This window comes from Variovorax sp. dw_954 (assembly GCF_018449755.1).
Lineage (GTDB): Bacteria > Pseudomonadota > Gammaproteobacteria > Burkholderiales > Burkholderiaceae_C > Variovorax.
Genome location: NZ_JAAVVD010000019.1, coordinates 85,291 through 103,368 on the forward strand (window position 1 = coordinate 85,291; position 18,078 = coordinate 103,368).

The 18,078-nt window shown below is 66.3% G+C and carries 19 protein-coding genes; 11 read left to right on the plus strand and 8 right to left on the minus strand.

What is annotated here, in order from left to right; all coding sequences use genetic code 11:
• Positions 1-35 precede the first annotated feature (35 nt).
• Genes HB681_RS25825 through HB681_RS25840 form a run of 4 tightly spaced genes read right to left on the minus strand, consistent with a single transcriptional unit; the run spans position 36 to position 3,573 of the window.
• Complete coding sequence (locus tag HB681_RS25825; protein WP_213957729.1) at positions 36-1,778, minus strand: ABC transporter ATP-binding protein; 1,743 nt, start codon at positions 1,776-1,778, stop codon at positions 36-38.
• Positions 1,779-1,800: 22 nt separating this feature from the next.
• Positions 1,801-2,280, minus strand: coding sequence for a CreA family protein (locus HB681_RS25830; RefSeq protein ID WP_213957730.1), 480 nt, complete (start codon positions 2,278-2,280; stop codon positions 1,801-1,803).
• A 32-nt stretch (positions 2,281-2,312) separates the two neighbouring features.
• A complete protein-coding gene (locus tag HB681_RS25835) occupies positions 2,313-2,864 on the minus strand; it encodes an NUDIX hydrolase (protein WP_213957731.1) in 552 nt (183 codons plus the stop codon).
• A gap of 7 nt (positions 2,865-2,871) precedes the next feature.
• Positions 2,872-3,573 (minus strand): fumarylacetoacetate hydrolase family protein, encoded by a 702-nt coding sequence (locus HB681_RS25840; RefSeq protein ID WP_213957732.1) that lies wholly within the window; start codon positions 3,571-3,573, stop codon positions 2,872-2,874.
• A gap of 104 nt (positions 3,574-3,677) precedes the next feature.
• On the opposite strand from HB681_RS25840, the gene maiA reads away from it, so the two are divergent.
• On the plus strand, positions 3,678-4,319 hold the full coding sequence (maiA, locus tag HB681_RS25845) for a maleylacetoacetate isomerase (RefSeq protein WP_213957792.1): 642 nt from the start codon (positions 3,678-3,680) through the stop codon (positions 4,317-4,319).
• Entirely contained in the window at positions 4,306-5,052 is a 747-nt protein-coding gene (gene pgeF, locus HB681_RS25850; RefSeq protein ID WP_213957733.1) for a peptidoglycan editing factor PgeF, read from the plus strand. The genes maiA and pgeF overlap by 14 nt, the downstream gene beginning before the upstream one ends.
• Here pgeF and HB681_RS25855 read toward each other — a convergent pair.
• Positions 4,984-5,352, minus strand: coding sequence for a hypothetical protein (locus HB681_RS25855; protein ID WP_213957734.1), 369 nt, complete (start codon positions 5,350-5,352; stop codon positions 4,984-4,986). The genes pgeF and HB681_RS25855 overlap by 69 nt on opposite strands.
• 318 nt (positions 5,353-5,670) lie before the next feature.
• On the opposite strand from HB681_RS25855, the gene phaC reads away from it, so the two are divergent.
• The 4 genes from phaC (at position 5,671) to HB681_RS25875 (ending at position 10,061) form a co-directional block, all read left to right on the plus strand.
• Positions 5,671-7,380: a class I poly(R)-hydroxyalkanoic acid synthase gene (gene phaC, locus HB681_RS25860; RefSeq protein ID WP_213957735.1), complete on the plus strand. Its 1,710-nt coding sequence runs from the start codon at positions 5,671-5,673 to the stop codon at positions 7,378-7,380.
• A gap of 71 nt (positions 7,381-7,451) precedes the next feature.
• Entirely contained in the window at positions 7,452-8,630 is a 1,179-nt protein-coding gene (locus HB681_RS25865; RefSeq protein ID WP_213957736.1) for an acetyl-CoA C-acetyltransferase, read from the plus strand.
• 135 nt (positions 8,631-8,765) lie between these two features.
• Positions 8,766-9,380, plus strand: a complete 615-nt coding sequence (locus HB681_RS25870; protein WP_213957737.1) for a hypothetical protein — start codon at positions 8,766-8,768, stop codon at positions 9,378-9,380.
• Positions 9,381-9,473: 93 nt separating this feature from the next.
• Positions 9,474-10,061: a DUF3806 domain-containing protein gene (locus HB681_RS25875; RefSeq protein WP_213957738.1), complete on the plus strand. Its 588-nt coding sequence runs from the start codon at positions 9,474-9,476 to the stop codon at positions 10,059-10,061.
• A 21-nt stretch (positions 10,062-10,082) separates the two neighbouring features.
• Here HB681_RS25875 and HB681_RS25880 read toward each other — a convergent pair whose 3' ends face one another.
• Together HB681_RS25880 and HB681_RS25885 are read right to left on the minus strand one after the other, a co-directional pair.
• Positions 10,083-11,333 (minus strand): MFS transporter, encoded by a 1,251-nt coding sequence (locus HB681_RS25880; protein ID WP_213957739.1) that lies wholly within the window; start codon positions 11,331-11,333, stop codon positions 10,083-10,085.
• Positions 11,334-11,340: 7 nt separating this feature from the next.
• Positions 11,341-12,201 carry an endonuclease/exonuclease/phosphatase family protein gene (locus tag HB681_RS25885; protein ID WP_213957740.1) on the minus strand — a complete coding sequence of 287 codons (861 nt, stop codon included), beginning with the start codon at positions 12,199-12,201 and terminating at the stop codon, positions 11,341-11,343.
• A gap of 237 nt (positions 12,202-12,438) precedes the next feature.
• On the opposite strand from HB681_RS25885, the gene phbB reads away from it, so the two are divergent.
• From phbB to ybaL, 3 genes are all read left to right on the plus strand, one after another.
• Positions 12,439-13,176 (plus strand): acetoacetyl-CoA reductase, encoded by a 738-nt coding sequence (phbB, locus tag HB681_RS25890; protein ID WP_213957741.1) that lies wholly within the window; start codon positions 12,439-12,441, stop codon positions 13,174-13,176.
• 138 nt (positions 13,177-13,314) lie between these two features.
• On the plus strand, positions 13,315-14,658 hold the full coding sequence (locus HB681_RS25895; RefSeq protein ID WP_213957742.1) for a dicarboxylate/amino acid:cation symporter: 1,344 nt from the start codon (positions 13,315-13,317) through the stop codon (positions 14,656-14,658).
• 75 nt (positions 14,659-14,733) lie between these two features.
• Complete coding sequence (gene ybaL / locus HB681_RS25900) at positions 14,734-16,425, plus strand: YbaL family putative K(+) efflux transporter (RefSeq protein WP_213957743.1); 1,692 nt, start codon at positions 14,734-14,736, stop codon at positions 16,423-16,425.
• A gap of 6 nt (positions 16,426-16,431) precedes the next feature.
• Here ybaL and HB681_RS25905 read toward each other — a convergent pair whose 3' ends face one another.
• Positions 16,432-16,836 carry a hypothetical protein gene (locus tag HB681_RS25905; protein ID WP_213957744.1) on the minus strand — a complete coding sequence of 135 codons (405 nt, stop codon included), beginning with the start codon at positions 16,834-16,836 and terminating at the stop codon, positions 16,432-16,434.
• Positions 16,837-17,088: 252 nt separating this feature from the next.
• Here HB681_RS25905 and HB681_RS25910 point away from each other — a divergent pair, with 252 nt between their 5' ends.
• Both HB681_RS25910 and HB681_RS25915 read left to right on the plus strand, forming a co-directional pair.
• A complete protein-coding gene (locus HB681_RS25910; protein ID WP_213957745.1) occupies positions 17,089-17,316 on the plus strand; it encodes a hypothetical protein in 228 nt (75 codons plus the stop codon).
• A gap of 52 nt (positions 17,317-17,368) precedes the next feature.
• On the plus strand, positions 17,369-17,929 hold the full coding sequence (locus HB681_RS25915; RefSeq protein ID WP_213957746.1) for a hypothetical protein: 561 nt from the start codon (positions 17,369-17,371) through the stop codon (positions 17,927-17,929).
• Positions 17,930-18,078: the final 149 nt, after the last annotated feature.

Here is an 18,078-nt window from a genome sequence, read left to right on the forward strand (position 1 = left end):
GTTCGCGTCCACCCGCCCGGCGCGACTACCTCTTCTTACCTGTTCGATCCGTGCCGCAGTTGGGGCTGGCGCTGCAACACTTCGGCCCGCGGCCCGGCATCGGCGATGCGGCCGGCCTCCATCAGCACCACGGTGTCGAAGTGGTCCAGCATGCTGAGCCGGTGGATCGACGCGATGAGGCATGCGTCGGGGAAAGCCGCACCGATCCGCTCCAGCACACGGGCCTCGGTGGCGGCGTCGAGCGCACTGGTGGGTTCGTCGAGCAGCAGCAGCGAACTGCCTTCAGCCGCGAGCACGCCGCGCGCCAGGCACAGGCGCTGCCGCTGCCCGCCGGAGAGGTTGAAGCCGCGCTCGGTCAGCGGCGTGTCGAGCGAGCCCTTCATCGCGACCAGCACCTCGTCGAAGGCGCTGGCATGCAAGGCGGCCTGCAACGCGGCCTCTTCGCAGGGCTCGCCGAAGGTGAGGTTCTCGCGCACGCTGGCCTCGAACACCTCGATCTCCTGCGGGATCAGCGTGGCCAGGCGGCGCAGCGCGGCCCAGTCCTGCACGTGGCCGTCGAGCCGCAGGCTGCCGTGCTGCGGCACGTAGAGTCCGGCCAGCACGCGCAGCAGCGTGCTCTTGCCGCCGCCGCTCGGGCCGACCAGCGCGATGCGCTCGCCGCGGTGCAGGGCCAGCGCCATGTCGCGCAAGCCGCCGCCGCGCGCGGCATCGGCATAGCCCCAGGCCAGGTTGTGGATGGCGATGCGCTGCCATGCGGCGCCACGCTCGATGGGGGTGTCGCTGCGGCCATCCGACGGGTCGCCCGGCGCGGCCCAGAGCGGGTCGGCGCTCAGGTAGTCGGTGTGCATGCGCGCGAAGTTCTGGAAGTTGGCCGCCATCGAGCCCACCACGGCCGCGGCCTGCTGGGCGTACTGGTAGATCATGAACACATTGCCCAGCTGCACCGCCTCGCCCGGTGCGCGCTCGTGCCATACGTAGATCAGCACCAGCGCCCAGGTCAGGCCGAGCCCCAGCAGTTCCACCGCGGCCCACTTGCCTTCGTTGAGCATCGCCGCGCGCTTGAGCGGCACCGACACCGCCGCCATGCGACGACGCAGCAACACGCGCGAAGCTGCCTGCAGCCGTAGGCCGATCACCGTCGACGCATTGCCGATGAAGTCGAGCAGCGCAGCGACATAGCGACGGTCCGCATCGTTCTCGGTGCGGGCCAGCTTCATCAAGGCGCGGTCGAAGCGCAGGATCACCAGCCCGATGAGCACATAGCCCACCAGCGCCAGCATGCCGCTGGCGCGCGACAGCAGCATCAGCGCCACCAGCGGCCCGACAAAGGTCACCGCGCTCGCGAGGTAGACGAACTGGTTCTGCGCGAAGTCGGACAGCGCGCGGCCGGCCTGGTGCACGCGGTGCTGCAACTCGCCGGAGTGGTGCGCGTCGTGCCAGGTCAGCGGCGCGGCGGCGATGCGGGCATAGAGCGTGTCGGCCAGCGTCTCGCGCACGCGCACGGCCACGTCGCGCTCCAGCACCCGGCCCGGCCCGTGCAGGCCCCACGAGACGAGGTAGACAAACACCAGCAGCAGGATCCAGCGCGTGGCCGTGCCGATCTCGCCTTGCTGCAAGGCATTGATGGCCTTGCCCGCCAGCCAGGGCATGGCCAGCCGGATCAGTTGCGATCCGCCGAGCAGCGACAGCGCGCCCACCAGCCGCCCACGGACGCCGGCTGCAAAGCGCCACAGGGCGCCATAGAGGACACGCAGAGGGTGTTGGCCGGGCGCAGGCATGGAGTGCTGCGCCGGTCGCGCGTTATTTCACCGGGATCGCCGTGCCGCGATCGACGGCGACGGCAGTGATGGCGTTCTTCGGCGAACCATCGATCAACAGGTCGGAGTAGGTGAGGTAGACCAACGCATTGCGCTTGGCATCCACCATGCGCACCACGCGCAGCCGCTTGAACATGATGGACAAGCGCTCGCTGTAGACCTCCTCCCGCTTGGGCAGCGCCTCCTTGAAGCTGATCGGCCCGACCTGGCGACAGGCGATCGAGGCCTCCGCCTTGTCCTCGGCCAGGCCCAGCGCGCCTGACACGCCGCCGGTCTTGGCGCGTGAGACATAGCAGGTGACGCCGTTGACCTTCGGGTCGTCATAGGCCTCGACCACGATCTTGTGGTCGGGGCCGATGAGCTTGAAGGCCGTATCGACATCGCCCACGGTCTCGGCGTGCGCGCCCGCGGCCACGCCCAGCAGCGAAGCGAGCGCCAGCGAAATCAGGGAAAGGGTTTTCATGTGTGTGACAGGCTTCGAACTCAAACTCAAACTCAAACGATGTCGACGGTGTGCACCCGGTCGAAGTTGCCCTTGCGGCGATCCTCGAAGAAATGCTGCAGCGCCTCGCGTACGGTGCGAAAGGCGATCTCGTCCCAGGGGATTTCTTCTTCGGTGAACAACCTGGCCTCGATGGTCTCGTGGCCCGGATTGAACTTGTCGCTCAGCAGCCTGGCGCGATAGAACAGGTGCACCTGCCCCACGCGCACCACGCTCATCACGGCGAACAGGCCCTGCATCTCGTACTCCGCGCCGGCTTCCTCGTCCGTTTCGCGGGCCGCGCCCTGGGCGGTGGTTTCGTCGAGTTCCATGAACCCGGCCGGCAAGGTCCACTTGCCCCAGCGCGGCTCGATGTTGCGCTTGCACAGCAGCACCCGGTCGTCCAGCACCGGGATCGTGCCCACCACGTTCAGCGGGTTCTCGTAGTGGACGGTATTGCAGTTGGGGCACACCGCGCGCGGCTTGGTGTCGCCGTCATCCGGCAAGCGATAGACGACGGCGGTGCCGCAGTTCTTGCAGTGTTTGATGGGGATGCGCGGGAACATGGATCGGCTAGTCGATCTTGACGGTGAGGGATGGCAGGCCGCCGACAGACCCGACCAGCGTGTCCCCGCTCACCACCGCGGCCACGCCTTCCGGCGTGCCCGAAAAGATCAGGTCGCCCGGCGCCAGTTCCCACGCGGCCGACAGTTGCTCGATGGTCTCGGCAATGTTCCAGATCAACTTGCTCACATTGCTGCGCTGCCGGTCCGCGCCATTCACCTGCAGCGAGATCTCGGCGTTCTGCACGTCGCCGGCATCGGCCACCGGCACGATCGGGCCGATCGGCGCGCTTTGCTCGAAGGCCTTGCCGATCTCCCAGGGGCGGCCCTGCTTCTTCATCTCGCCTTGCAGGTCGCGCCGCGTCATGTCCAGGCCCACCGCATAGCCGTAGATGTGCTTCATCGCGTCGGCGGCGGGGATGTTCTTGCCGCCCGTGCCGATGGCCACGACCAGTTCGATCTCATGGTGCAGGCTCTTGGTCAAGGTCGGGTAGGCCGCGCTGCCCGTCTGGCCGCCTTCCACCACGACGATCGCATCGGCCGGCTTCATGAAGAAGAACGGCGGCTCGCGGCCGGTGAAGCCCATTTCCTTTGCATGCTCTTCGTAGTTGCGGCCCACGCAATAGATACGGTGCACCGGAAAACGCGCACCGCTGCCGACCACCGGGATCGACACGACAGGCGCAGGGGGGAATACGTACTCGGAAGCCATGGAATTTCGTCCTTCAACGCTGCAGGTTCAACAGGAAGCGGCAGTGTGCCAGAGGGCGCGGCCACTCGCCTCCCGATGGCCTTGGGCGCTATGCTCGGCCGATGATGAAGCTCTACAACTACTTCCGTTCATCGGCGTCGTACCGCGTGCGCATCGCGCTCAACCTCAAGGGCCTGCCCTACGACTACATCCCCGTGCATATCGCGCGCGGCGACCATCTCACCGGCCCCTTCGCCGCCATCTCGGCCGACATGCTGGTGCCGATGCTGGACGACGACGGCGAGCGCTTCTCGCAGTCGATGGCGATCATGGAATACCTCGACGAGACCCAGCCCGAGCCGCCGCTGCTGCCGCGCGACCCGGTCGGTCGTGCGCGCGTGCGGGCGTTGTCGGAGACGATCGCCTGCGAGATCCATCCGCTCAACAACCTGCGCGTGCTCAAGTACCTGGTGCGCGAGCTCAAGCTGGACGACCTGGCCAAGAACGCCTGGTACCGGCATTGGGTCCGCGTCGGCCTGGAGGCCTTCGAGCGCCAACTGGCCCAGTCGCCGGCCGGCAGCAGCTATTGCTACGGCGACACGCCGACCATGGCCGACTGCTGCCTGGTGCCGCAGATCTTCAATGCGCAGCGCTTCGATTGCGACCTGAACGGCCTGCCGCGCACCATGGCCGCCTACCAGACCTGCATGCAGCTCGACGCCTTCCGCCGCGCCCAGCCGTCGAGTTGCCCTGATGCCGAAGCTTGACCTGCTGGCGCCGCAGTGGCCCGCGCCTGCCGGCGTACGGGCCGCCTGCACGACACGGGTCGGCGGCGTATCGCAGGGGCGCTTCGAGAGCCTGAATTTGGGCGACCACGTGGGCGACGATGCCGTTGCGGTGGCGGAGAACCGGCGTCGGCTGCAGGGCGCGATTGGCGTTCGCCCGGTGTTCCTGCAGCAGGTGCATGGCGTGGCGGTGCGCCGGCTCGATGCAGCCGACGCCGACGGGGAGACCGCCGACGGCTGCGTCACTGCCGAGCCCGGGCTGGCTTGCACCGTCATGGTCGCCGACTGCCTGCCCGTGCTGTTCACCGACACCGAAGGCCGCCGGGTGGCCGCCGCGCACGCGGGCTGGCGCGGCCTGGCCGCCGGCGTGCTGGAGGCGACGCTCGCGACTTTCGGAAAAGGGGAGAAGGTCATGGCCTGGCTCGGCCCGTGCATCGGGCCGACGGCTTTCGAGGTCGGCCCCGAGGTCATGGCCGTCTTCGAGGCGCGTGACCCGGCCAGCACCGCATGCTTCAGGCCCGCGGGCGGCGAGGGCAAGTGGCTGGCCGACCTGTCGGGCCTCGCGCGCCGGCGGCTGCTGGCCGCGGGCGCGCTGTCCATTCATGGCAACGACGGCACCGACGCGTGGTGCACCGTCAGCCAGCCGCTACAGTTCTTTTCGCACCGGCGGGACGGCAGCAGCGGACGCTTCGCCGCCTGCATCTGGCGAAGCTGAACTTGCGCGCTCGCTGCCGCCGGGCGCTGGCTTCCCCACGGTAGCGCCCGCCGGTTCGCCTCCCTCCATCGCCGCCGCCGCATGGCGCGCGGCTTCCTGCTCTGCAATCTCACGCGCCCTGATGGCCTTGCGCCGGCCCGGTGCGCCCAGCAGGTAGACGACCAGCGCGACCGGCCCCAGGCCGTACAGCAGAAAAGTAACGATAGCGCCCAGCACCGTGCCATTGGTATTGGTCGCTTCCGCAACGGCCATCATCACGACGACGTAGAGCCAGCCGATGACGATCAGGTGCACGAACATGAGTGTTGGAAATCCAGGTTGGGGCCTACTGGCCCATCTTGTAAGGCGAGAAATGAGGCGCTTCTTCGGGGAGGCGCCCGCGGCGCCAGCGGGGCCGGGCCGCCGGGGGCACGCCCTTCAGGTGGCGCGCTGCAAGCGCATTCGGAGGTGCGAGTCAATGTAGTCAAAATGGAGACAGCAGTCGGCGAAGGCATGTAGGATGACCGCGCTAAGACCCCGCGTTGTTCTGCGGCATCGAACCGGTCGAACCAGGGCCCGCCAACGATTGCAGGATACTCAAAAAACCGTCTGGGCCACCGCGCAGATCAAGGAGACTTCATGACACAAGAGGCCGCCACCGCAGACGCGTTCGCGTCGATGCAGAAGGCGCTGACACAGGGATGGAACAAGGCGCTGGAGTCCTTCCAGGCGACCGGCAGCGGCGGCATGTCGATGCCCGGCATGCCTGCGTTGCCCAAGTTCAATCTCTCGCCGGGCAAGCTGCAGGAATTGCAGCAGCAGTATGTGACGGAGGCCTCGGAGCTCTGGAGCAAGGGCCTCACCAGCCCGCCGAGCGGCGACCGGCGCTTTGCCGGCGAGGCCTGGGGCAGCAACCCGCTTTCCGGCTTCGCCGCCGCGGTGTACCTGCTCAACGCACGCACGCTGATGAGCATGGCCGAAGCCGTCGAAGGCGATGCCAAGACCCGCGCGCGCCTGCGCTTCGCGGTCGAGCAGTGGGCCGCCGCCTCCGCGCCGAGCAACTACATCGCGCTCAATGCCGAAGCCATCAAGCGTGCCATCGACACCAACGGCGAGAGCATTGGCAAGGGTCTGCAGAACCTGCTGGGCGACGTCAAGCGCGGGCATCTCAGCATGACCGACGAGAGCGCCTTCGAGGTCGGCCGCAACGTGGCCACCACCGAGGGCGCGGTGGTGTTCGAGAATGAGATGTTCCAGCTGCTCGAATACAAGCCGCTCAATGCCAAGGTCTACGAGAAGCCCTTCCTGCTGGTCCCGCCGTGCATCAACAAGTTCTACATCCTCGACCTGCAGCCGGAGAACTCGCTGATCCGCTATGCGAACGAGCAGGGCCACCGCGTGTTCGTGGTGAGCTGGCGCAACCCTGACGAGTCGTTGCGCACCGCCACCTGGGACAAGTACATCGAGGACGCCGTGATCAAGGCGATCCATCTCGCCCAGGAGATCGGCGGCAGCGAGAAGATCAACACGCTCGGCTTCTGCGTGGGCGGCACGCTCCTGAGCACCGCGCTGGCCGTGCTGGCCGCGCGCGGCGAGCAGCCCGCCGCCTCGGTCACGCTGCTGACCACGCTGCTCGACTTCACCGACACCGGCATCCTCGACATCTTCATCGACGAGCAGATGGTGCAGTACCGCGAGATGCAGATGGGCAGCGGCGGCCTGCTGGCCGGCGGCGACCTGGCCTCCACCTTCAGCTTCCTGCGGCCCAACGACCTGGTCTGGAACTACGTCGTGGGCAACTACCTGAAGGGCGAGACGCCGCCGCCGTTCGACCTGCTCTACTGGAACAGCGACGCGACCAACCTGCCCGGGCCGTTCTATGCCTGGTACCTGCGCAACACCTATCTTGAAAACAAGCTCAAGGTGCCGGGCGCGCTCACCGTATGCGGCGAGAAGGTCGACCTGGGCGCCATCCAGGCGCCGGTCTACATCTACGGCTCGCGCGAAGACCACATCGTGCCCATCGGCGGCGCCTATGCCTCGACGCAGATCCTCAAGGGCAAGAAGCGCTTCGTCATGGGTGCGTCAGGCCATATCGCCGGCGTGATCAACCCGCCGGCCAAGAAGAAGCGCAGCCACTGGATCCGCGACGACGGCAAGCTGCCCGCCACGCAGCCCGAATGGCTGGAAGGCGCCACCGAGCATCCCGGCAGCTGGTGGACCGACTGGTCGGCCTGGCTCAAGGGCCATGCCGGCAAGCAGATTCCCGCGCCCAAGTCCTACGGCAAAGGCAAGGCCTACCAGGCCACCGAGCCGGCGCCCGGGCGCTACGTCAAGGCCAAGGCGTGAGGCTTTGACGCGCCCAGCGTACAGCCCACCGTTCAACCGTCCAGTCAGTCATCATCATCGGAGTACATAGCATGGAAGACATCGTCATCGTTTCGGCCGCTCGCACCGCTGTCGGCAAGTTCGGCGGCTCGCTCGCGGGCATTGCGGCTACTGAGCTGGGCGCCATCGTCATCAAGGAAGTGCTGGCGCGCGCCAACCTCACGGCGGACCAGGTCGGCGAAGCCATCATGGGCCAGGTGCTCGCGGCAGGCGCCGGCCAGAACCCGGCGCGCCAGGCCTGGCTCAAGAGCGGTGGCGCCAAGGAAACGCCGGCGCTCACGATCAACGCCGTGTGCGGCTCCGGCCTCAAGGCCGTGATGCTGGCGGCGCAGGCCATCGGCGCGGGCGACAGCGAGATCGTCATCGCCGGCGGCCAGGAGAACATGAGCCTGGCGCCGCACGTGCTGCCGAACTCGCGCAACGGCCAGCGCATGGGCGACTGGAAGCTGGTCGACACCATGATCGTCGACGGCCTGTGGGACGTCTACAACCAGTACCACATGGGCATCACCGCCGAGAACGTGGCCAAGAAGTACAACATCGACCGCGCTTCGCAGGACGAACTGGCGCTGGGCAGCCAGACCAAGGCGGCTGCCGCGCAGGACGCCGGCAAGTTCAAGGAAGAAATCGTCGGCGTGAACATTCCGCAGAAGAAGGGCGATCCGGTCGTCTTCGACAAGGACGAGTTCATCAACCGCAAGACCAATGCCGAAGGGCTGGCCGGCTTGCGCCCCGCCTTCGACAAGGCCGGCGGCGTGACGGCCGGCAACGCCTCGGGTCTCAACGACGGTGCTGCCGCCGTGATGGTGATGACGGCCAAGAAGGCTGCCTCGCTCGGCCTGACGCCGCTGGGCCGCATCGCCAGCTATGCCACCGCGGGCCTCGACCCGGCCATCATGGGCATGGGCCCTGTGCCGGCGTCGACCAAGGCGTTGCAGCGCGCCGGCTGGAAGGCCGCCGACCTCGACGTGCTCGAAATCAACGAAGCCTTCGCTGCCCAGGCCTGCGCGGTGAACCGCGAAATGGGATGGGACGTGAGCAAGGTCAACGTGAACGGCGGCGCCATTGCCATCGGCCACCCGATCGGCGCGTCCGGCTGCCGCATCCTGGTCACCCTGCTGCATGAAATGAAGCGCCAGAACGCCAAGAAGGGCATTGCCTCGCTGTGCATCGGCGGCGGCATGGGCGTGGCGCTGACCATCGAGCGCTGATCTCCGGGAAATCCCGCGCCGGCGGAATTGGCGGCGGTGTTTCCGGACGTTTCCGCAGGCCGGCTCAGCCCGGCCTGACTTCGCCAGCGCCACTGGATCCGGACAATCGGGCCTCTATCCAAAAGAGGTTCCTGAATGTCCACGTACGAACGCGCCCTGACCGCAGGGGAGCAACGCGAATTCAACCGATATGCCGCCGCCGGCAACCAGATGATCGGTGGCGAACGCGATGCTCCGCCCACGCGAATCGTCGCGGCCATCCACGCATCCGTCGATAGACACCAGCGCAAGCACGCCGGCCAGTGGGCGCCGCGCCGGGAAGGCGAGGAAAGGCGAGGCAACGCCGAGGCCGCCCGCGCGCTGGCCACCGTGTGGGGTGACCAGCTCGTCCGGGTTTTCGGATGGGAATGGGTCTGTGTGATGTTCGAGGGTGAGGAGCACTACGTCGTGGTGCAGCCCAGCCGCTCGCTTGCCATCTTCGCGACGGAATACATCGAGGCGTGCCTGGACCTGGAGACGATGGATTGCGCGATCAAGGCAGCCTTCGATCAACTGCGCTCCGACGTGATTCCCCCGCAAGCGGCATGGAGCTACACGAGCGCCATGCAACTGGTCAGCCTGGCTGCCAGCGAGCCCGCGCGGGCCGTGCCTGCCCACGCAAAGCGCTGGGCCGCCGACCGTCTTGGAACCATCATCCGCAAATCCGGCGCATTGGCGGATCCGTCCCGCGCGTCGACTCCGGTGGCTTGAAATCGGAAGTTTCCGATGCGTCAAGCAGCCGCAGCCTGCTGAGTAAAAACCCTTGGCTTGGGACAATTTGGGCATCAACCAACAAGGTTCCAAATGCCCACCTCTGAACGCTCTCTCACTCTCCAGGAACACGCGCTGTTCAAGAACTACGCTGCGACCGGATTCGACATGATCTCGGACGTCCCATGCAGCCGGATGGACGTCATCGTCGCCGGGATCGACGCATACATCCAGAAGAGGCAGGGTCCGCTGCTGTTCGCGTCGACGAAGGGTTTCGATGGCGACGACGCCGATGCGGCCCGCGCGCTCGGAACGGTGTGGGGCAACCAGGTGGTGCGCGAGTTCGGCTGGGAATGGATCTGCATGACGCTCGGTGAAGCAGAGCATTTCGTCGTCGCGTCACCCGACCGCGCACTGGTTGTCTTCGCACACGAATATGTCTGGAAGTGCCTGGAGTCGAACGACATCGAATGCAGCGTCGCCTTGTCGTTCGACCTGATGCGGGCCGGCGCGATCAAGGCCCCGCCGGCACTGACCTACACAAGCATGATGTCGAAGGTGAAGCGCGAGGAACCGCGCCAGCGCCAGCGCAATCGCCTGCTGGGATTCATCAAGAAGGCCGGTTCAAGGGCACCGCACAAGCAGTGGAACGAGTCTTGCCGCGACTGCGCGCACGTTTGACGCTGGCTGGCGCGTGAGGATTCAAGCGGTCCCAAGGGCAAGCGCGTGCATCCGCCGCACCCGCAGCAGCAGCGTCACCGCGATCGACATGTTCAGCAGGTTCCACGCGATGCCGTTGATGAACGCCGCGTGATAGCTCCCGGTCAGGTCGAACACCTCGCCTGACATCCAGCCACCCAGGGCCATGCCGAGCAGCGTGCACATGATGACCGTGCCCACGCGCGCGCCGGCCTCGGCCGGTGGAAAGTACTCGCGCACGATGATCGCGTAGGAGGGCACGATGCCGCCCTGGAACAGGCCGAACAGGGCCGACACCACGAACAGCGGCACCAGCCCGTCGAAGGGCAGGAACAGGATCAGCGCGACGCACTGCAGCACCGAGCCGAGCAGCAAGGTGCGCAAGCCGCCGATGCGGTCGCAGATAAACCCTGAAACCAGCCGGCTGACGATGCCGAATGCCAGCATCACCGACAGCATCTGCGCGCCGCGTGCCGCGCCGTAGCCGAGGTCGCTGCAATAGGCCACGATGTGCACCTGCGGCATCGCCATCGCCACGCAGCAGGCGGTGCCGGCGACGCAGAGCAGCCCTTGCGCCATGCCGAGGCTGAGGCCGAAAGGCTGCAGCGAAGGGCCAAGCTGCGCGCGACCGGGCGCCGTGCTTGCCGCGGGCGCCGGGCTCTCCAAGGGCGGCCGCGCCCGCATGAACAGCGCGAGCCCGGCCATGGCGAGCCCGCAGAACACGCCCATGCCGAAGTAGGTGGGGCGCCAGCCGACCGTCTCGATGAAGTGCTGCACGATGGGCGGCCAGATCGCGCCGGCGATGTAGTTGCCGCTGGCGCACACCGCCACGGCGGTGCCGCGCCGCTTCACGAACCAGAGCGACGTGTCGGCCACCAGCGGCGCGAATACCGCGGCGCTGCCCAGCAAGCCGACCAGCAACCCCTGCGCAATGGCAAAGGACACGATGCCATCGGCCATGCTGCAGGCGATGTAGCCCAGCCCGAGTGCCACCGCACCCAGCATCAAAGGCCACATCACGCCGAAGCGGTCGGCCAGTTTTCCCATCAGCACGCCGCCCACGCCGAAGCCGATCATCAGCAGCGTGTAGGGCAGCGATGCGTCCGCGCGCGCGACGCCGAAGTCGGCCTGCACGGCCGGCAGCACCACCGACACCACATACATGCCGCTGCTGCCCACGGTCATGAGCAGCATGGTGACGATCAGGCGCATGACCGCATAGCGTGAATCGGGCAGGTGTGGGCTGGCTTGCATGAGGACCTTATAGCTCGACCAGCACCGGCTGGTGGTCGGAGGCACGCGTCAGGATATCGACCTCCATGCGCCGCAGGTGCGCCGAAAGGTCGTCGGTCACGAAGACGAAGTCGAAGGTCGCCGGGGTCGGGCCATAGCGCCGGTCGAACAGGCGGAAGGTCGGCGCGTGGGGTGCGGCGCCGTGCACCAGCGACCAGGCGTCCTGCAGGCGTCCATGGGGATGGGGTTGGTGAAGGGCCTGGTACTCGGGTTCGGTGACCGGGTGCCCGGGCTGCGTGACCACGAGGTTGAAGTCGCCGCAGAGGATCGCGCGAGGCGTGTGCGCCTTGGCCTGGAACGGCGAAATCTCAAGCTCGGACTTCGGCGGCGCGGCGGCCTGGGCGCAGGCTTGCGCGTTCAGCTCGCGCACCGCGTCCACCTGCGCCATGCGCTGCGCCTGGCTGTAGTACTCGAGGTGCGTGGTCATCACGCGCACCGGACCCAGCACGGGGTCGCGCACGGTGACGACCGTGCACATCCGCGGCATGCTGCTCACGCTGGGGTCGGCCGGCCAAGGCAGGGGGTGGTGCTGGACGTTCTCCACCGGCAGGCGGGTGGCGACCAGGTTGCCGAAGCGCTGCCGCTTTCCGGCGGCATCGAACTCGTCGACCGCCGCGCCAAAGAAGAGCTGGAAGCAGGGCAAAAGCGCAGCCAGCTCGGCGGGCTGGTCTCCGGGCGCGCCCGGCATGCCGTCGAAGCCTTGCGCGATCTCCTGCAGGCACAGCACGTCGAAGTCGGCCATCGCGCGGGCGCCTTCGACGATGCGCCGCGGGCTCACGACGCCGTCGAGGCCGCGGCACCATTGGGTGTTCCAGGTGATGAGTTTCATGGCGGGGTCCGTGTCCGCTTCGAGCGCTGGACAAAGGGCCTTTCCAGCGAGGGGGGAGGCATGGAGCGTGGCGCAAAGGTCCTGGCAATGATGACCGACCTTCCCACAGCGCCCGGCAAGTATAGGAAGCGGTTGTGACATGTGGTTGCACACTGGTGTCGGTGTTTTCCTGAGCCGGTTAAGTCCTAAGTTCGTTAAAGTCCGAGGGCCTTAAATAGACATCACCAAGGAAGATTCATGAGCAAAAAAGTCGCATATGTCACTGGAGGAATGGGTGGCATCGGCACCGCTATTTGTCAGCGGCTCCACAAGGACGGGTTCACGGTCATCGCCGGCTGCGGTCCGACGCGAGACCACGCGAAATGGCTGGGTGAACAGAAGGCCGAGGGCTACGAGTTCTACGCCTCCGTGGGCAACGTCGGCGACTGGCAATCCACTGTCGACGCCTTCGCCAAGGCCAAGGGCGAGCACGGCAGCATCGACGTGCTGGTCAACAACGCCGGCATCACGCGCGATCGCATGTTCGTGAAGATGTCGCCCGAGGACTGGAGCGCCGTCATCGAGACCAACCTCAACAGCATGTTCAACGTCACCAAGCAGGTGGTCGGCGACATGGTCGAAAAGGGCTGGGGCCGCATCATCAACATCAGCTCGGTCAACGGCGCCAAGGGCCAGGCCGGGCAGACCAACTACTCGGCGGCCAAGGCCGGCATGCACGGCTTCTCGATGGCGCTGGCGCAGGAACTGGCTGGCAAGGGCGTGACGGTCAACACCGTGAGCCCGGGCTACATCGGCACCGACATGGTCAACGCCATCCGCCAGGAAGTGCTCGACAAGATCATCTCGACGATCCCGGTCAAGCGCCTGGGCAAGCCGAGCGAAATCGCCTCGATCATCGCGTGGCTGGCCACCGACGAAGGCGGCTACTCGACCGGCGCCGACTTCTCGATCAACGGCGGCCTGCACATGCACTGAGCGGCGTCAGCCAATAGTCAGTGAAACCCGCCTCGGCGGGTTTTTTTATTGCACGCGGGGTGCAACACGGCGCTACAGTGGAACGGTTGCACGCCGGCCCCATCGGCAGGCGCGACTTTCCCAGCAGGAGACAACGCGATGGCAGGCCCTTCCACGCCTACGAAAACAAAGCAGCCGCTCTACAAGTCGCTCTACCTGCAGGTCATCACGGCGGTGATCCTCGGGGTGCTGCTGGGCTACTTCTTCCCCGAGACCGGCGAGAAGATGAAGCCGCTGGGCGACGGCTTCATCAAGCTCATCAAGATGATCATCGCGCCGATCATCTTTTGCACGGTGGTGGTCGGCATCGCCGGCATGGAAGACATGAAGAAGGTCGGCAAGACCGGCGGGCTGGCGCTGCTGTACTTCGAGATCGTGAGTTCCATCGCGCTGGTGGTCGGGCTGTGCCTGGTCAACCTGCTGAAGCCCGGCGCGGGCATGAACATCGATGCCTCGACCATCGACACCAAGTCCATCGCCGCCTATACCGGCCCGGGCAAGATGGAGGGCACGGTCGACTTCCTGCTGCACGTCATTCCCAACACGATCGTGGATGCCTTCGCCAAGGGCGAGATCCTGCAGGTGCTCCTGATCGCGGTGCTGTTCGGCTTTGCGCTGCACCGCTTCGGTGGCCGCGGCACGTTGATATTCGACATCATCGAGAAGGGCTCGCATGTGCTCTTCACCATCGTCAACTACATCATGAAGGTGGCGCCGATCGGCGCGTTCGGCGCGATGGCGTTCACCATCGGCAAGTATGGCGTGGGCTCGCTGTTCTCGCTGGGCAAGCTGATGGGCGTGTTCTACCTGACCTGCCTGCTGTTCATCTTCGTGGTGCTGGGCGCCATCGCGCGCTTCCACGGCTTCAGCATCTGGAAGTTCATCAAGTACATCAAGGAGGAGCTGCTGATCGTGCTGGGTACCTCGTCGTCGGAGTCGGTGCTGCCGCGCATGATGGAGAAGATGGAAAACCTCGGCGCGAAGAAGACTTGCGTCGGGCTGGTGATCCCCACCGGTTATTCGTTCAACCTGGACGGCACCTCGATCTACCTCACCATGGCGGCGGTGTTCATCGCGCAGGCCACCAACACCGACATGACCTTCACGCAGGAGATCACGTTGCTGGCTGTGCTTCTGCTCACCTCCAAGGGCGCGGCGGGCGTCACGGGCAGCGGCTTCATCGTGCTCGCGGCCACCTTGTCGGCGGTCGGGCATGTGCCGGTGGCGGGGCTGGCGCTGATCCTCGGCATCGACCGCTTCATGTCGGAAGCGCGCGCGCTGACCAACCTGATCGGCAACGGCGTGGCCACGCTGGTCGTGGCCAAGTGGACCGATGAACTGGACATGGACCGGCTGCACGCCGCCCTCAACAACGAGAGCTGGGTCGAGGCCAACGAGCCCGAGATCCTGCTGGACGCCAAGAACGAAAAGATGGCGGCCTGAAGGGGAGGACAAGTCCTTCGGACGCTCCGGAGAATTATTCGGCGTTGACCTGCATCGATCTTGCAGAATGGGTCGATGCCCCACAGCGTTTCCCTGATCAATACCATCGCGGCCGGCCTCGGCCTGGCATTGGTCCTCGGTTTCATCGCGGTGCGCGTGCGCCTGCCGGCGCTGGTGGGCTACCTGCTGGCCGGCGTCATCATCGGCCCGTTCACGCCGGGCTTCGTGGCCGATGCGGGCATTGCCGCGCAACTGGCCGAGATCGGCGTCATGCTGCTGATGTTCGGCGTCGGCCTGCACTTCTCGCTCGACGACTTGCTGACGGTGCGCAAGATCGCCGTGCCCGGGGCACTGGTGCAGATTGCAGTGGCCACGCTGCTGGGCGCGGGCCTGGCCACCTGGTGGGGCTGGTCGGCCGGTGCGGCGCTGGTCTTCGGCCTGGCGCTGTCGGTGGCCAGTACCGTGGTCTTGCTGCGTGCGCTGGAGACGCTTGGCATCCTCGACACCTACACGGGCCGCATCGCGGTCGGCTGGCTGGTGGTGGAGGACCTGGCGATGGTGCTCGTGCTGGTGCTGCTGCCGCCGCTGGCGGGTGCGCTGGGTGGCGGCGGGGCGGTGGCGAGCACCGAGCCGGTGTGGCAGACGCTGGGCCTGACGCTGCTGCAGGTGGGCGGCTTCGTCGCGCTGATGCTGGTGGTCGGGCGGCGGCTGTTTCCCTGGGTGCTGTGGCAGGTCACGCGCACAGGGTCGCGCGAGCTGTTCACGCTGTGCGTGGTGGCGGCGGCGGTCAGCATCGCGTTTGCATCGGCGGCGCTGTTCGGCGTGTCGTTCGCGCTCGGCGCCTTCTTTGCCGGCATGGTGATGCGCGAGTCGGAGTTTGCCCATCGGGCGGCGCAGGAGTCGCTGCCCTTGCGCGATGCGTTCGCGGTGCTGTTCTTCGTGTCGGTCGGCATGCTGTTCGATCCGATGGTGCTGGTCGAGCGTCCGCTCCAGGTGCTGGCGGTGGTGGGCGTGATCGTGGTGGGCAAGTCGATGGCGGCCTGCCTGCTGGTGCTGTTGCTGCGGTACCCGCTGCACACGGCGTTGACGGTGAGCGCGAGCCTGGCCCAGATCGGCGAGTTCTCGTTCATCCTGGCCAGCTTGGGCATGTCGCTGGGCCTGCTGCCGGCCGAGGGGCAGAGCCTGATCCTCGCGGGGGCGCTGATTTCCATTGCGACCAATCCGTTGTGGTTCGGTGCCATCGCGCCCATGCAGAGGTGGCTGCGTGCGCGTTCATCGCTGGCGCGCGAACTCGATGCGCGCTCGGACCCGCTCGCCGAACTGCCGATGACGACGGATGCACGCTATCTTTCAAGGCAGGTCGTGCTAGTGGGCTATGGGCGCGTCGGTCGTCGCATCGCGGCGGCATTGACGGCGCATGACCTGCCCTTTGTCGTGGCCGAGCAGAACCGGGAACTGGTCGAGAAACTGCGCGAAGGCGGCATGGCCGCGGTGTGGGGCGACGCGGCCGACCCGGCCGTGCTGATCCAGGCGCATGTGGCGCGCGCCCGGGTGCTGGTCATCGCGACGCCGGACACGCTCCATGTGCGCCAGATGATCGAGGCGGCGCGAACGCTCAACCCCGGCATCCAGACCGTGGTGCGCAGCCACAACGAGGAAGAGGCGGCACTGCTGTCCCGCGAGGACAGCGCCATCGTCTTCCTCGGCGAGCATGAACTGGCGCAGGCCATGTCGCGCGAGGTCGTCCGGCGCGCAGCTCCGGCTTGAGAAGGCTCAAAGGTCCTCGATCACCAGCGTCCGATAGCGCTGGGCCATCGAGTACGGTACCGTCCGCACGATCTCCATCATCCGCTCCGCGGCCTTGGCGTCCGGCGTCTTGACCAGCAGGCCGGTGTGCCCGTCGAGCGCCAGCTTGGTGTAGGCGCGCACCGTGGCGCCGTCCGTGCCGGCGGAGGGAAGGGGGTTGTCGCCGTCGTGCACGGTCGGCGCGATCTGCGAAAGGATCTCCTCCGGAGGCACCAGGTACACGTCGTCGCCGCTCACGTCGTTGTCGATCAGGCGCTTTCCGACCCGCCGGGCGGTCTCCCCATCCGGGAACATGAGCATCGAATACCCGGTGGGATAGAACGCGCCGCCCACGGACGACAGCATGTGCGAGTTGACGACGAGATGTTTCATGGGGCTTCCTTGAGGCGAAGAACGACCACCCCAGCGTAGGCTTTCAGCCACGAAATGGTTGTAGGAAAAGAAACAAAAAGCACTCACTTTTCCCGTGGATGCGGCCAATCGTGTGTAATAGCGATGCTGATCTACTTACTCTTTGTCACATTTCGAAGTAACCGTGAAATTGTGGTTAGGCGTGTTGCGGCGGTCCTGAATAGGATGGGACCGCGCCCTTAATCCACGGTACTGTCATTTTTCCATCCTCTGATGTCCCAACTCCGAAACATTGCGTTGACTGTGCATGAACTAGAAGAAGGCGAGTTCTATTGGGTGTTGATGGAAGGCGCCGACAGCGGGGAAAACGCTGCAGCGGACTCGCTGTCCTATTTGCCGCTGGAGGCGTCCGCCGATCCGCATGCAAGCTATTCCAACGCATTGGTGGCTGGCGTGGCGGCGATCCGCCGCATGTTTGGCAGCGATGGTCCAAGGGGATGAGCCCATCCCCGAATGGTGAGATGACTTCGCCGCAAGGTCCGGAGGTTTAGCAATGCAAAGAATCTGGTTGCCGGTGGCGATTGCGTTGAGTCTTCTGGGGGTGGCCTGGGTGTTCCGGCCCAACTCGGCGAGCGAATGGGCCGCCTGGGTGCAGGCCTTCGGTGTGCTGCTGGCCGTGGGCTGGAGCGTGCGGCTGCAAGGGCTGGCCGCGAGCCAGGGCGAACGGCAGGCGGCGCAGGTCGCGGCCGCCTTCGCGTCGAACATGCACTGGGCATTCCGCGAGCTCAGCGACGCCTGCGCCAAGCGCAGTTGGGCCGACTACAAGGTGCATCGACGCATCCTCGAGGAGATCCTGGCGCAGGGCCGTGAAGTGACCCTGCAACTGCTGGACGGCCGCTCGCTGGCGATGGTGACGAGCCTGCGCTCGATCGGCGTGGAGGCGCTCGAAGTCACCGAATCGCACGATGCAGATGGCCATTGGCCGCCGCTGCAGAGCTACTTCGAAAAACGTGTGCCGGGCATCGCGGCATGGCTTTCGGCGACGGGCAATCCGTCGGAAAGCAATGGGCCGACCGACTACGCGGGCTTGCGTACGTCGCTCGGAAACCTCTAGCGGAAACCGTTGGGTATCCGCGCCAGACGGCGTGGGCCGGGACGTGGCGCAGGGCCCCGGCCTGGATGAGGTCAGGCGGCTGCCGTTTCCCTATGACTTTCGGCTTGTCAGACGGGCCCCCGAGGAGAGTCGAAATCCCGCGCCGCCGA